Genomic DNA, 15,707 nt, shown 5'->3' with positions numbered 1-15,707 from the left:
GAAGAGGTCATTTACCCTGAAGATGTAGACAATGAAAACCGCCCCGGAGGAGGAGCCAATAGTTGGTGGACTTGGGGAGCAATTCCTGTTGCGGACGAAAAAATGGCTGATTATCATGTAGTCGACTGGGGGAGCTACCAACTCAGTCAAAAACATGACAAGCCTTTTTTCTTAGCTGTAGGGATGTGGAAACCACATGACCCTTGGGAAGTGCCACAAAAATATTTTGACATGTATCCACTAGAGGACATTGTATTACCGGAGCGCAAAAAAAATGACCTGGAGGATTCATTTGATCATGGAAGAAGATATATCATGAAATGGGTGCTGGAAAATAATCAATGGGAGAAAATCATTCAGTCCTATGCTGCATCCATCACTTTTTCTGATGCCATGGTAGGACGTCTCCTAGATGCTTTTGAGAACTCTGAGTATGCAGAAAACACCATTGTTGTATTGTGGTCTGACCACGGCATGCACATGGGAGAGAAAGACAATATTGAAAAATTTACCCTCTTCGAAAGATCAACCAGAGTCCCGCTACTAATAGCTGTCCCGGGAATGTCACTTGCAGGGAAACGATACAACCAACCAGTGAGCTTAATGGATTTGTATCCAACTCTTGTAGACCTTGCCGGGCTGGAAAAACCTGCTCATCTGGATGGGAATAGTTTGGTACCACAACTGAAAGACCCAAGTATAACTTCCGATCCTGTTATTTCAAGCTATAAATTCAAGTCTATTGAAGGTCATGCAGTAAGGAGCATGAGGTACAGGTATATCTATTACCCTGAAATAAATTTGGAAGAACTCTATGACCATGATAACGATCCAAATGAATGGGACAATATTGCCTATAAGGATGGAAACAAGACTATCATTGAAGAGCACCGAAAGATTTTATCAGAGATGCTATCGGATTTGACTTGGAAAGAAGGTACACCTGAAGGGTATTCAATAGATAAGGAAGGCAATGTGAAAAAAGATGACTTTGTTTCTTTTTAACCTAATTCAGTAAGAATTTCTAAATTGTTGATTCCCATTTTATATGGCAATAACCTCATTAACATTCTTCTATTGAAATCCTATGGGCAGTTTTCGTATTACAAGGACTGCCCATCCTTTTTATTGTCACTTCTTCCAGGGATTTTTTATTCTAAACCTTAAACCATTGGTAAATAATGGGTTCAACCACAGAATTTTGGCAAAATTGTTGCGTAAAAAAAACTATACCGTCAACATCGTATCTTAAATACTTCAACCGGCTTTGGATATAAACAAAGGTTAGCAACAAGCTTTATGCAATTAGCTAGGGATTTTATACATCTTACCATACAATATAGAATAGGGCTGTTATCGCAGAATTGAACCATTGGAAGATCATCAAGCCTTCAGCAGGTTTAAGAAACGAATAGACAAATTTCGGATTTTAACCCCAGCAAACTATGAAATCAATTTGGAATGGCACTGTCAGTTTTGGACTTGTCTCAATCCCTATAAAAATGTATTCGGCTTCAGAAGGGCGAACCCTCGATTTAGACATGCTTGACAAACATGATCATGCACGCATCAGGTACAAACGGGTGAATGAAAATACAGGAGAGGAGGTAGCTTATAAAGACATCGTGAAGGGCTATAAAAAAGACGATACCTATGTAATTCTAGAAAAAGAGGACTTTGAAAATGCCAACCTAAAAAAAAGCAAAACCATCGACATAGAAGAATTCGTAGAGGAGACTGAGGTGGCGGATATGCTTTTTAAAAACCCATATTACCTCGAACCCCAAAAAGAAGGAGGGAAAGCTTACAATTTGCTAAGGGATGCCCTAAAGAAGACCGGAAAACTTGGCGTGGCAACTTTTGTTATGAGGCAAAAAGAAAATCTTTCACTCATAGGTGTGTACAAGAATGTCATTGTTTTGCATGTCATTCGTTTTGCGGAAGAAATCCGCGACACCAAGGAAATTAAAGTACCAAAATCTAAAACTTCCGATAAGGAAATTGCCATGGCAGAATCCCTGATTGAAAACTACACCGAGAAATTTCAATTCGAGAAATACAAAGATGTTTATAATGAGCAACTTTTAAAGACCATTGAATCTAAATCTTCAGGTAAAAAAGTCAAGGTTGAAAAGGTTAAAAGTGAGCCAACCGCTGCCAAGGATTTGATGGCAAAACTTAAAGCAAGTCTTGAGCAAAGAAAAAAAGCCTCATAGATGGGACTCAAAGCATACCGGGAAAAGCGAAGTTTTAAGGACACACCTGAACCTAAAGATCTGCTTGAAGAGAGCAGTCAATCCAGGTTTGTCATTCAAAGGCATCGTGCCAGTCATTTGCATTATGACCTGAGATTGGAAATGGATGGAGTACTAAAGAGCTGGGCTGTACCAAAGGGACCTTCCATGAATCCACGGGACAAACGACTGGCAATACAAACCGAAGATCATCCGGTAGCTTATTTAACTTTCGAAGGAGTCATTCCAAAAGGCAATTATGGTGCAGGAAAAATGACCATATGGGATGAAGGACATTACCAAAGCTTAAATCAACAAAATAATCTTATCAAAGATCATAAGAAGGGGAAGCTGAAAATCATTTTTCACGGCAGGAAACTTAAGGGAAGCTTTACCCTGGTGCGTTCTTCCGCTATGAACAAAAAAGAGCAATGGTTGCTTATAAAGCACGACGATGCATTTGCTACTGACCTGGATTACGATGCTGAAGATTTTAATGTTGAGGCTTTTTCATTGGAGCAAAGTGAAAGTGCAAAACAGCTGGATTTAAGATCGCTGGTAAAACCCATGCTAGCCTCACCCGGCACTACAATTTTTAATGACAAGGACTGGATATACGAACTAAAATATGATGGCTATCGGGCATTGGCCAATATCAGTAATGGTAAGGTGGAACTCTATTCCCGCAATGGAATTTCCCTCAATGAAAAATTTTATCCTATTCATATAGCGCTCAATAGAATTGAGCATACTGCAATTCTTGACGGTGAAATAGTGGTCCAAGACGATGAAGGGCTTCCCCAATTTAATGCCCTTCAAAATTACAATGAAGAGACAACCAAAGGAAGATTGGTATATTATGTATTCGATCTGCTGCATCTAAACGATCACGATATCTTGGAACTTCCGCTTCTAGACCGAAAGCACTTGCTGAAAGAATTGATTCCGGAAACCTTTCATTTGCGCTATTGTGACCATATCGAAACCATGGGGATAACGGTATACGAACGAGCCATAGAAATGGGTATGGAAGGAGTAATCGCTAAAAAAGCCAATTCAACTTACGACTTAAACCTTCGCTCTCCCAATTGGCTAAAGTTAAAGCGAAAGCCAGATATAGAACATTTTGGTGACCAAGATTGAAAATACAGAAACCATTATTTGCGGTTATACAATTTCAGAGAAAAAGTCTCGAAAGTTTGGTGCATTAATACTAGGAATGATTGAAGATGGTCAACTGACCTATGTAGGGACTTGCGGTTCAGGTTTTTCAGAAGACCAGTTGAATGAAATGTATTATAAGTTTGAAGTTCTCAAAACTGAAAAGCCTGTATTCGATATACGCAAGCACCTGAAAGGACGTGAAGCGGTGTGGATGATCCCTAAGCTGATTTGTGAAGTTAAATTTTCTGAATGGACTTCCTCAAAAGTAATGCGCCATCCCGTTTTCTTAAGGTTAAGGGAAGACAAAAATTTAAATATTGAACAAAGCCCTACTCCATTTGAAAAAGTAAGCACTCAAAAAAAGACAGTTGAGGAGGAGTTTGCATTGAAAGTGGAAGATGTTATGGTACACATCACCCATCCCGAAAAAACTTATTGGCCGGTATCCGATTATACCAAATACGACATGTTAGACTACTATATCCAAATGTCGGACTTGATTTTACCCTACCTTATGGATCGCCCTGAAAGTTTGCACAGGCACCCCAACGGCATTCAAGGTGAATCTTTTTATCAAAAAGACCATGAACATTTACCTGACTGGATAGACACCCACAGCATCCATTCATCCTCTTCTAACAAAGTAATCAAATATCTAATATGCCAGCAAAAAGCCACCTTGCTATATTTAAACAATTTGGGATGCATTGAGCTACATCCCTGGCATTCTACTATCTATCAAATAGACTACCCTGACTATGCTATCATCGACTTAGACCCTTCTGATAAAAACACCTTTGAACAGGTCATAGAAACCGCCTTGGTTGCCAAAGAGGTACTAAAACAGGCAAAAATTGAGGGGTATTGTAAGACTTCCGGCTCATCAGGTTTGCACATTTACCTTCCTATGGGAGGGAAATACAGCTATGAAGAAGCCCGAAATTTCACCAAGTTGCTTTGCTACTACGTTCGGGAAAAACTTCCCCAAATAACTACCATGGAACGGTCGCTTAAAAAAAGGGGGGCAAAAATATACCTGGATTACCTACAAAATCGCAAAGGACAAACCATTGTTGCTCCTTACAGTTTAAGGCCCAAGAAGGATGCTCCGGTATCCATGCCATTGCTTTGGTCGGAAGTCAAATCCGGATTAAAGCTCACCGACTACACCATGAAAACCGTTCCAAAGATAATGGCTGAAAGGAAAGACAGTTTCAAACCTGTTCTTGGTAAAGCCATTAACATGAGCAGTGCCATAGAGGAACTCAACAAGTTATAGCACAATTTTAAATCGGTTTCAGCAAATAATTAAAGGCTTATTTCGGGTAAAATCCCATCCCGTTAACCGGCATTTTCGGTTAAAAAATGGATTTCAGGAAGCATTTTATTAAAAATAATATTCGGCTGATTGATAATTATTAACTGTTTACTTGGTAGGGTTAAAGCTTGACATTTTCCTAATACGGATCGATTTTCTATTCCGTCAATATTTACTAAATTGGTTATTTATTAGAATTACGACATCATTCACAGCAATTAGTAAAGGTAAATTTTCAAATAAAAACGCTAAAAAATGAAGAAGGTATTATTCTTAACAGGAGACTTTACAGAGGACTATGAAACCATGGTTCCATTCCAAATGCTTGAGATGGTTGGTTACACTGTTCATACGGTGTGCCCGGACAAGAAAAAAGGAGACATTGTAAAAACTGCCATCCATGATTTTGAAGGAGACCAAACATACACTGAAAAACCGGGCCATAATTTCGTCCTCAATTACAGCTTTGATGAGGTAAATGTAAGTGACTACGATGGATTGGTAATTGCCGGGGGAAGGGCACCGGAATATTTGAGACTGAATGAGAAATTGATTGAAATGGTCAAACACTTTTTCGAAGCCGACAAACCTGTTGCCGCCATCTGCCATGGCATCCAAATCTTGACTACAGCTGGCGTAATTAAAGGTAGAAAATTAACCGCTTATCCTGCTGTTGGCCCTGAAGTAACCTTAGCAGGTGGAGAATTCCAAGATATCCCTGCCGACCAAGCCTATGTGGATGGCAACCTTGTTACCTCCCCTGCTTGGCCGGGTCACCCAAGTTTTATTAGAGAATTCTTGAAAATCATGGGAACTAAGGTTGAGATATAGAAAAATTAATGAATTGGTAAAGGGGCAGTTCGCCCCTTTGCCTAATTTGAGACTAATAAAATTTCTTTAAGCTACCTATTAATTAAGAACTGAGGATTTCATTTTTAACAATTATTTTTAACCCTAGTGAAAACCCACTAAATTTGCAATACAGCTCATGTGGGAATATGAGTACAGGTACTTTTCTTTAGATTTTTTCTTTAGCAAATGAGGAGAAAGGTTAGCCCCTATAATAGTAAACATATGCATAAGCTTTTTTTATTTATTTTAATTCTGGTAATATTACCAGCAAAATCTTATTCACAAAAACTTTATCCCTATTTGATTTCTGGTCAAGGGTGGGGATTTGTAGATCAAAATTCCAAAGTTATTGTTAAACCCAAATTTTCTTATGTACATCCATTCGATGAAGGGATAGCCGCAGTTGAGCGAAATGGATTATGGGCTTTTATCAATAAAAAAGGAAATCTGATAACTAAATTTCAGTATATTGATTTAGGTGAAACAAATGAAGGCCTTGTTCCAGTTTGCAACAAAAATGGAAAGTGGGGATTTATCGATTTAATGGGGGAAACAAAAATCCCTTTTATTTATAATTACGCACTAAATTTTAGTCACGGACTTGCTCCAGTTGTAATGGACTCCACCTACCGATTTATTGATAAAAATGGTAAGCTAAAGTTTGACTTCAAATTTGCCTCTGCAAGTAGTTTTAATGAAAATGGTTTTTCCCTCGTATCCTTGTCCATATATAATGCTTACATAATAGACACTTTAGGAAATACGCATGATTATTTAACTGCTAATCGATATGGATTACCAAGTGAAGGTCTATTTCAAAAGGTGAAAAATTCCAAGTACGGATTTTATGACTTAAAAACCAAAGAGAATATTATACCGCATGAATATGACCTAGTTTACCACTTTAACTCAGGATTGGCCCCAGTAAAGAAAGACAATAAATGGGGTTACATTAATAACCTAAATGACCTGGTTATAGGGTATCAATTTGACGATGCGCATCCATTTTCAGATGGATTAGCAGCTGTTAAAATAAATGGTAAAAAAGGGTATATTGATACAAAAGGAAATTATATTTTTAAACCTCAATTTGATAGCGCAGGGGATTTTCTTAATAATGTTGCGGAGGTAGTAATGGATGGCTCATTTTTCTATGTCACAAAAGATGGTAAAATGCTAAAAGAGTAAGCATTTCAGAGACTTATTCTTCAGGTTCTTCAATCAGAATGTGCCATATTTTGTTGTAATTGTTTTTTCATATTCGCTATTAGTAGTATAAATGAGGGCTTAGAATTGCCATCTCCATATTGATTATTTAAAACACAAAATACAGCGTTTGTACTAAAGAACAAGGCTGTATTTTTTAAATAGCTGGGGTTTGGGAGATCATTAATTTACACCTTAGCTCAAATTCTCTGTTTGTTATGATCCAGATACTTATTACCTTAAAGATGAATAAGTTAAACTAGAGATATAATTCATGAGAAATAGCTTTATACTAATCCTCTCAGCACTCTACTTAGTAGGATGCAATGCATCAAATGAAGGGCAGAAGATTAACATCCGAATTGTAGAGGAAGCATCTGGAGAGATAACGCCGGTAATGGCTTGCATTACCAGCGTCGACGATGGATTGGTACGTATCCCCCCAGAAGCGGCTATCCCCGATTCGGTTTCTCGTGTTAAGGATTTCTATAAAGGTATCGCATTTGAAAGCGAGAAAAATTGGATAGGCCCCATTCGTAAAATGAATGGCATTGGGGACAATGATGACCGGAGTTTTGTTTATCAAAACTTTCCTTCAATTCCTCACTGGGGAGAGCCTGTAGCCTACCAAGTTTCCGGTGACTTTAGCATTACACTTCCACCAGGTACTTGGCGGATCAGTCTGGAACATGGAAATGAATTCATTCCCATCAATGAAGAATTTACAGTTAGTAGCGGGGACAAGGAAATTACAAAAACCTATACCATGAAGCGCTGGATCAATCTGCCGGCGCAAGGACTTTTTATGGAGCAATTATGAATAGTATAGAATAAAATCATTCGTTAAAAAATGGAATTTAAGAACTATCTCTTCTTTGGTATTTTAGGACTGTTCATTCAATGCACAGAAAAACCAGCGGACCTAATAATTGAAGCTTCGTTCACTTCCAATGCTATGGTTATGGATGGTAAAGCCAATGAACCCATTTGGAAGCAAGCCAAACCTATAACCCTGAAGAATAATCGTACTGGAAAGGAAGTTCAGGAATCAGCGCTACAAACCCATGTCAAGGCATGTTATGATGACACCAATTTGTATTTTCTATTTAAATGCAATGATCCGGATATATGGGCTGATTTCACACAACGTGATGAATATTTGTGGAAAGAAGAGGTAGTGGAAGTATTTATTGATGTGGATGATAACCCCGAAACCTATGTAGAAATCGAAGTCTCCCCTGCCAACATTATATTTGACAGCTATATTGTGGATCCAGAAAATATTGATGTTCCCGCTACAGCTAAATTCAATTTACCGGGCCTAAAAACAGGTGTAACTGTACAGGGAACGCTTAATAAGCGGGATGACAAAGACATCAGCTGGACCGTAGAAATGGCCATTCCCTTTGAAGATTTAGCCAATGCAACTACTGAAAAAGTAAGCCCTGAGACTGAAATTAGGCTTAATTTTTATCGACTGGATAAAAACCAAGGCCAAGAATTTGCATCTTATGCTTGGTCCCCTACCGGTAAGAGCTTTCATAAACCAGCTGTTTTTGGGAAACTGGTGTTTAAATAAAAAGCCCTGAGAACATATTTGGTCAACTCATTTCTTAAAAAACAATAAGCTGCTTTTCATACGTGTTAAATTCATTGGAGTAAATTAATTCGGTTTGTGATTAAAAAGAAAAATCACAAAATATTTTTTAGTTTAAAACTTAATGCATTTATTTTTTTTTAGCTCTTTTTCTTTATGTTTGTAAAGAAAAATTTTTATAAAAAGACATATACATACGATAGTTAAAGAGAGATTTTTCGATTTTTAATTCAATATCCCATTCATTTACAGCACATTAACAATCATTTTAGCAGGATTTTTGAAGTTTAAAAAATAACTTTTTATTAAATATGAGTTTCACAAAGTTACTGGCAACAGCTATTTTATGTATGTTTGCCTTTTCCCCTCTTGCTTATAGCCAAGAGGTAAATCAAGATTACATCATCAATAAAGAGGGTCACAAAATTTACGGTACCATCAAAAAATCCTTTGATTTTAATCATACCAAATCTATCCCTTTTATAAATACTGAAGGAGTTAAAACCAATTATTATCCTGAAGAAATTCAAGAATTCGGATTGGAGAATGGCAGAAGGTTTAAGAGCAGGCCCATGCCTAATAAAGAAAAGGAAGGAACAGTCTTTTTTCAAATAGTTTTGCAAGGAAATGTCAGCCTATTAAGTTATCGGAACCGTTATTTTATAGAAAATGAGGCGCATTTCTTAGAATTATATGTCGTTTCTGAGTCCAAGGATGTCGATGGAAAATTAGTGAGGACAAAAGACCGGGAGTATATGGGGCGCTTAAGCTATATTCTTTACGGTCCCTGCGGAAATGAATTGCAGGAAAAAATTTCCAAAACTAATTTATCAGAGAAAGAGCTAATATCTACGTTTGAGGCCTACTATGCTTGTGAGAAAAAACCCTATCAATTGAATGTCAAAAATCTTCCTTTTGTAAGAGCCTCACTTGTCCCTGGAGCAGGCGTACAGTATAGCCAATCCTATTTAACAAAAGATTCCTTCGATGAAATCCCTCATGTTTTCAACACCAACTATAGCCCATTTATAAGCCTTGGAGTTAAGCTGGATCACTGGAGGCGATTGCCACGTTTTGCTTTTGACTCGGGCATAGGTTTTACCAAAGGTGATAATGTGATTAATATGGAATTGTTTAAACCAAATCAGCGATATTCTGCTACAGAGGAGTTTTCTAGTTCAACAATAATTATCCCCATCTTTATCAATTATTTAACATTTCGGACCCGAAATAATGAATTCTACATTGGTGCTGGAGCAGTCATACGCTCCAATACATTAAAAAGTAAATTTAGTATTGTTGACCATAAAATCACCTATGAACCTGTTACAGTACGGCTTTCTGAAGAATCTGTATTCTCTTACTCATCTTCAAAATTTTCACCAGCAATAAAACTAGGCGTCAACTTCTTGTACAAAAATCGATTCGGCATAGTTTCAGAATTTCAACTGGAGCATGTTTCAAAAGGATACACGATAGATTTAAGCAGTCGTCAATCTTACTACAATTCCCTTGTTGCCTCTTATATGATAGGTTTTAGGTTATGAAAAGACATTTATTTATTATCGCATTATCGGCCATTTTCTCAATTACTGGCTGTGAACAAGAAGAATTGTCACCAAGGACGAACCCCAGATTTATTGCTACCTACATTCAAAGTATTGATGAAACGGGGGTAGGATTTGCTTGCAATATCTACGATTTTGGTAGCGAGGAGATTATTGAATACGGCTTCCTTTATAGCCTAAATGACTATCCTATTATGGAAAATTCCGAGGTTATTTCGCAGGTAGGCAAACCGGGAGATCAGTTTTCGATGAAAGTCGAACAATCTTTAATCAATGGAGTAAACTATGCCGTGGTTGCATTCATACAAACCACCACTGAAAGGGTATATTCAAAACCCATTGGATTTGTAAGTCAGGGGGCGCCGGGTTTTATTTTTGAAAAGTTTGAATATAAAACACCCATTTTTTATGGAGACACCATCACTGTTTGGGGCAGTAAGCTAAGTAAACTCACCGATAAGTATGCAGTGAATTTTCAAAACCAAGAAGCCCAAGTTATTAATATTGAGGAAAATTCATTCAAATTTATTGTTCCTGAATTTTACGAGTTCAATACCAGCGAAAATGGTCCGGACTACTTTGATGTCACCCTTCAGGTTTTGGATAAAACAATTTCAATGAATGTAAATATCCCCTTCCAGGATGCTGAATTCGAAGTAAGAGATATTCAATTAATAGATTATGGGGGCAGAGTCGAAATACACGGCAACTATTTAAAAGACGCTAATCTGAAAATTGTCACCAGCAATGCTATTCTGGAAAGCATTCATTGGACCAATGTCACCGTTGAATATGCCGGAAACGATAAGATAGTATTTAAACCCAGAATCTCTTATTCTGAGACCAACCAGTACCTGACCCTCGAAATTCGTGGCAAGACATATTCCTTAGGCAACAAAGTCTTTGAATTTAAAACTCCTTGAATAAAGGCTGATTGATAGCATGGTGTTTCAAAATCGTTTAAATCCCTTGATTACAAATACAGACGAAAAATATTCAACAGTAACCCCTCTCCATCCCTGCCCTCATACACAACAAATCAAGCCACAAAACCATATCCTTTGATCTCTTCTAATACTGAATAAAAAATGGAGTGTTTAATTGAAACCCCTCTACTTTTATTAAAACCCAAAATCATTGGACTAAATATTGACGCAAAATTCTTAAATTAAATTTTGGTTCGTAAAAAGCCGATATGAGCTCTTTGACGGATGAAAAACTTTGTTAATATCAGCACAAAATCTCAGGGCGCAATAGTCAATATTGAATCGTGTAAATATCAGACCTCAATGAAATTCAGCATTCTATCAATTCTTATTCTAATTTTCACGAATACCTTTGCACAAAAAGACCCTGCTTGGGACAATACTCAAATAGAAAAATGGCCTGAAGCCTGTAAAAAAGTAATGATTACCTCCACTTTGGATGGAGAAAAACAACCCGCCTATTATTATGCTGCTACACAGCCAAACCGACCATTAATTGTAAGTCTACACACTTGGAGCGGCAATTATGAACAAGAAGATGAACTTGTAAAAGAAATTCTCAAGAGAGACTACAATTACATCCATCCTGATTTCAGGGGTGCCAACAAAACCTTTGAAGCCCTAGGAAGTGATTTTGTAATTCAAGACATTGAAGATGCCATAGCCTACGCCATAGAGAACGGCAAAGCGGACCCTAATGATATCCACGTGGTAGGAACGAGTGGAGGTGGACATGCTACTTTACTCACTTATATGAAGACCAATTATCCAGTAAAGACCTTTTCAGCATGGGTGCCCATCTCGGATATTAATAAGTGGTATTATGAGTCTGAAGGAAGAGGAAACAAATATTCCTTAGACATCGCCATGGCAACAGTGAAAGCTGGCGTTGACAAAGATAATTATTTTTTAGATGAAGAGGAAGCTATAAAACGCTCTCCCATTCATATGCAAACGCCGATAGAAAAACGCCAAAACAGCAAACTTTATATCTATGCGGGAATCCATGATGGGTACACGGGTTCTGTACCAATTACACAATCCTTGGATTTCTATAATAAGGTAGTTGCTGATTTTGACTCACTGGAGAAAAAAGAGTTAATCCCCCAAGAGGACATCAAAGAGATGCTTGCCTCTAGGAATTTTGTTGCAGCCAGTAAAGACAGCATTGCCGACCGATTAATTCATTATCAGAAGACTTATAAGGATTTGGTAAAACTCACCATTTTTGAAGGTACCCATGAATGTCTTACCACAGTGGCGTTGGATCAAATAGAAACGGACAAAATTTTGACCATTGGAGATTCCAACGGCGCCATAGAAAATGGATGGGTGAACCAGTTAAGTAAAGTCAAATTTGATGACTTTATCTACAACACCAGCATTTCGGGAAACACCATAGGTTTCAATAACAATGGTCAAGAAAAGCTCAATACATTACTTAATGTGGATCGGTACATGAATGAGGCAGACAAAACCTTACATGGGCTGGACAAGGTGCTCATCATGCTTGGCACAAATGACTGCAAAGCAGTGTTTGAACCAAGAAAAAACGAGGTTCCTGAAAATATGGAAAAGCTGCTTAAGCAAATAAAATCCCACACGGTGTACCTTAAATACAAACCTCAGATTTTTGTGATTTCCCCACCCCCATGTGGTGAAGATCATTTGATGAAAGAAAAATACCATGGCTCTTCCGAAAGGGTGAAAGCGTTAGTCCCTAAGTTTAAAAATGTTGCTGAGATAAATGATTGTGCTTACATTGATATCTTTACGACCTTGGCTCCTCAGTGGGCTTCCTTAGCCAAAGATGGCATTCATCCCGAAGAAGATGGTCAGGTTTTGATATCAAAAATAATAGTGAAACAAATCAATTAAACCCTAAATAGACCTTTATACTGCGTAGCGCTTGTGTAAGGCAATCGCATACATGGAAAGCCTAAGTCCTCTTTACCAGTTAATCACAGTAAATTGATGGTGTTGGAGGAACGGAAAAATAAAATCACATTGGAAAATACAAGAAAATCATCTATAGAGATCAGTAAAGAAGAATTTCGGAAAATTGGACATCAATTAATTGATGATATTTCTGATTTCATTGATTCAATCGATCAAAAACCTGTCACCTCTAATGAAAGCCCTGCCCAACTACAAAACTTATTGGGACCCTCCCAATTACCCAAGGCTGGTAAACCTGCAGCCGAATTAATTTCTAAAACAACTGAATTATTATTTAACAATTCTTTACTTAATGGGCATCCTAAATTTTTCGGATACATTACTTCATCTGCTGCTCCAATTGGTGCTTTAGCTGATTTACTAGCGGCCTCAGTTAATCCAAATGTTGGCGCGCATATTTTAAGCCCTATCACTACTGAGATTGAAAAACAAACCATTACTTGGCTGGCTGAATTTATTGGTCTTTCACCAAACTATGGTGGCCTATTGGTCAGTGGTGGCAATATGGCGAATTTCACTGCATTCCTGGCCGCAAGAACAGCAAAGGCACCAACTACAATCAAAGAAGAGGGTATTGCCAGTTGTTCCAAAAAATTAACCGTTTACTGTTCTACCACAACACATACCTGGGTTGAAAAAGCAGCCGTGTTATTTGGGCTGGGCACTAAAGCAGTAAGGTGGATTCAAACGGATACTTCCAATAAGATGGACACTAAAGTTTTAGAAGACACCATCGCAGCGGATTTAAAAAATGATTGTAAACCAATAATGGTAATTGGCACAGCAGGTGATGTAAGCACCGGGATGGTTGATAATTTGGATGCTATAGCTGTTGTTTGTAAAAAACATGACTTGTGGTTCCATATTGATGGCGCTTATGGAGTGCCTGCCGCAGTTGTTCCAAAGTTCAACTATCTATTTGAAGGAATCAAAGAAGCCGACTCTATTGCCTTAGATCCACACAAATGGCTGTATAGCCCGCTTGAGGCTGGATGTACATTGGTGAAGAATCCACAGCATTTAATTGACACTTTTAGCTCACATCCTGAATACTATAACTTCAGCAATGGTGAAGACGAAAAAACGCAAAACTTCTATGAATACGGCCTTCAAAACTCTCGTGGTTTTAGGGCGCTAAAAGTTTGGCTTGCCTTGCAGCAAGTCGGTAGAAGTGGTTATGAAAAATTGATTAATGAAGACATTGAACTCTCCCAAATGTTATTTGGCCTTGCTGAAAAACATCCTGAATTGGAAGCTGTATCACAGAACTTAAGCATTACTACCTTTAGGTATGTCCCTCTTAACAATAGCAAAGGCAACGATTATCTGAATGCCCTGAATGAAGCCCTTTTGAATGAATTACAAGCCGGAGGAGAAGTTTTCATATCCAATGCCATTGTTAACAAAAAATATTGTTTGAGGGCTTGCATTGTGAATTTTAGAACATCACAAAAGGACATAAAAGAAATCATTAAAATAATAATCCAATCGGGAAGGAGGGTAAATTTAAACCTATCTCAAACAGAAAAAGGTTAATCAAAAAGGGCATTAGAAAAACCCGGACTAAAGTGATTTCACCAATTAAAAGCTTTGGAAAAGTTATTTAAATTCACCTCCTTCATTTTTATCATAGCACTAGATTATATTTGATTGTGAGACTTTTGTGATATTTTTTTTTCAATATTGTATTATGAGCGAGAAAAAGATACTGCTAATCGAGGACGATAAGGATATTGCTGAATTGGTAGCCTTGCACCTTAGCAATTTAGGGTATGAGGTTGATTGTGTCAATAACTTTACTGAAGGCATGAAACGTTCGCTTGAAAACCAGTATCTGCTCATCCTGTTGGACTTGATGCTTCCGGATGGAGATGGATTGGATATTTGTCACAAATTAAGAAGGGAGAAAGTACAAACTCCTATTGTAATGCTCACTGCTAAAACTGAAGAAATTGACAAAGTTCTGGGCCTGGAATCCGGAGCAGATGATTATATAAGCAAACCTTTTAGCATCAGAGAGTTTATTGCTAGGATTAAAGCAATTATTCGCCGAAGCTCTATTTCTATTATTGAAAATGAGGAAGATATTTTTCAATTTGAGGAGTTGGTAATTAACATCTTTAAGCGCAAGGTTACCCTTAATGATAGCCCTATAGATCTAACAAAAAAAGAATTTGAACTCCTTTACTTTTTAGCAAAAAACAAAGGGGTAACTTATTCGAGGGAAAAGCTACTTAACATTATTTGGGGGTATGAGTACAATGGCTACGACCATACTGTAAATTCACATATTAACCGCCTGCGTGCTAAAATCGAGCATACACCCAATAAACCCAAATTCATTTTGACCTCTTGGGGAGTAGGCTACAAGTTCAATGATGAATTATAAGCTTTATGAAAAAAATTTCAAACAGCCTATTTTGGCGCTTGTCCCTATTTTTTTCAATCATTCTACTTATTATTTCAGGTGTATTTATTTACACTACCCATAATTCGTCTTTGATTTACTCCCAAGAAACTTCACAAAAGCTAAATCGATCGCTTGCTGAAAGAGTAGCCAAGTTCACACAACCATTTATCAATGGTTCAATCAATGAGAAGGAGGTAGAGGACTTGTTTCACAATGTGATGGTTTTAAATCCTTCTGTTGAAGTTTATTTGCTGGATAAGGAAGGAAAAATACTTAGCTATTACGCTCCATTTGGAAAGGTAAAACTTGGCCGACTCGACCTCGTACCTATTCATCGATTTATTAATAATAAAGAAGAATTTATTAAAGGGGAAGACCCAAGGAATCCGGGTATCCAAAAAATATTTTCAGCC

At 37.5% G+C, this 15,707-nt stretch carries 13 protein-coding genes and 1 pseudogene; all 14 read left to right on the top strand.

Annotation, left to right across the window (positions count from 1 at the left end; translation table 11 throughout):
• A partial coding sequence (locus AAC037_RS05600; RefSeq protein ID WP_339902059.1) for a sulfatase occupies window positions 1-1,005 on the top strand: 1,005 nt, incomplete at its 5' end.
• A gap of 440 nt (window positions 1,006-1,445) precedes the next feature.
• Window positions 1,446-2,216, top strand: a complete 771-nt coding sequence (locus AAC037_RS05595) for a Ku protein (RefSeq protein WP_339902058.1) — start codon at window positions 1,446-1,448, stop codon at window positions 2,214-2,216.
• Window positions 2,217-3,377, top strand: coding sequence for a DNA polymerase ligase N-terminal domain-containing protein (locus AAC037_RS05590; RefSeq protein ID WP_339902057.1), 1,161 nt, complete (start codon window positions 2,217-2,219; stop codon window positions 3,375-3,377).
• On the top strand, window positions 3,364-4,677 hold the full coding sequence (gene ligD, locus AAC037_RS05585) for a non-homologous end-joining DNA ligase (protein ID WP_339902056.1): 1,314 nt from the start codon (window positions 3,364-3,366) through the stop codon (window positions 4,675-4,677). The genes AAC037_RS05590 and ligD overlap by 14 nt, the downstream gene beginning before the upstream one ends.
• Window positions 4,678-4,971: 294 nt before the next feature.
• Window positions 4,972-5,547 (top strand): DJ-1/PfpI family protein, encoded by a 576-nt coding sequence (locus tag AAC037_RS05580; RefSeq protein WP_339902055.1) that lies wholly within the window; start codon window positions 4,972-4,974, stop codon window positions 5,545-5,547.
• A 243-nt stretch (window positions 5,548-5,790) separates the two neighbouring features.
• Window positions 5,791-6,756 (top strand): WG repeat-containing protein, encoded by a 966-nt coding sequence (locus AAC037_RS05575; protein ID WP_339902054.1) that lies wholly within the window; start codon window positions 5,791-5,793, stop codon window positions 6,754-6,756.
• 292 nt (window positions 6,757-7,048) lie between these two features.
• Entirely contained in the window at window positions 7,049-7,594 is a 546-nt protein-coding gene (locus AAC037_RS05570; RefSeq protein ID WP_339902053.1) for a hypothetical protein, read from the top strand.
• 30 nt (window positions 7,595-7,624) lie between these two features.
• Window positions 7,625-8,353 carry a carbohydrate-binding family 9-like protein gene (locus AAC037_RS05565; RefSeq protein ID WP_339902052.1) on the top strand — a complete coding sequence of 243 codons (729 nt, stop codon included), beginning with the start codon at window positions 7,625-7,627 and terminating at the stop codon, window positions 8,351-8,353.
• Between the two features lie 329 nt (window positions 8,354-8,682).
• Window positions 8,683-9,918, top strand: a complete 1,236-nt coding sequence (locus tag AAC037_RS05560) for a hypothetical protein (RefSeq protein ID WP_339902051.1) — start codon at window positions 8,683-8,685, stop codon at window positions 9,916-9,918.
• Window positions 9,915-10,862 carry an IPT/TIG domain-containing protein gene (locus AAC037_RS05555; protein ID WP_339902050.1) on the top strand — a complete coding sequence of 316 codons (948 nt, stop codon included), beginning with the start codon at window positions 9,915-9,917 and terminating at the stop codon, window positions 10,860-10,862. Before AAC037_RS05560 ends, AAC037_RS05555 begins: the two co-directional genes overlap by 4 nt.
• Window positions 10,863-11,228: 366 nt before the next feature.
• On the top strand, window positions 11,229-12,803 hold the full coding sequence (locus AAC037_RS05550; RefSeq protein ID WP_339902049.1) for a GDSL-type esterase/lipase family protein: 1,575 nt from the start codon (window positions 11,229-11,231) through the stop codon (window positions 12,801-12,803).
• Between the two features lie 129 nt (window positions 12,804-12,932).
• Window positions 12,933-14,420, top strand: coding sequence for an aminotransferase class V-fold PLP-dependent enzyme (locus AAC037_RS05545; protein WP_339902048.1), 1,488 nt, complete (start codon window positions 12,933-12,935; stop codon window positions 14,418-14,420).
• 154 nt (window positions 14,421-14,574) lie between these two features.
• Window positions 14,575-15,273, top strand: coding sequence for a response regulator transcription factor (locus AAC037_RS05540; RefSeq protein WP_339902047.1), 699 nt, complete (start codon window positions 14,575-14,577; stop codon window positions 15,271-15,273).
• A gap of 5 nt (window positions 15,274-15,278) precedes the next feature.
• Window positions 15,279-15,707: pseudogene (locus AAC037_RS05535) on the top strand (sensor histidine kinase); the annotation flags it as partial.

Origin of the sequence: uncultured Cyclobacterium sp., assembly GCF_963976465.1 — a bacterium.
In the GTDB taxonomy this organism is placed as follows: Bacteria; Bacteroidota; Bacteroidia; order Cytophagales; family Cyclobacteriaceae; genus Cyclobacterium.
This window is presented reverse-complemented; position numbering and strand designations above follow the sequence as displayed.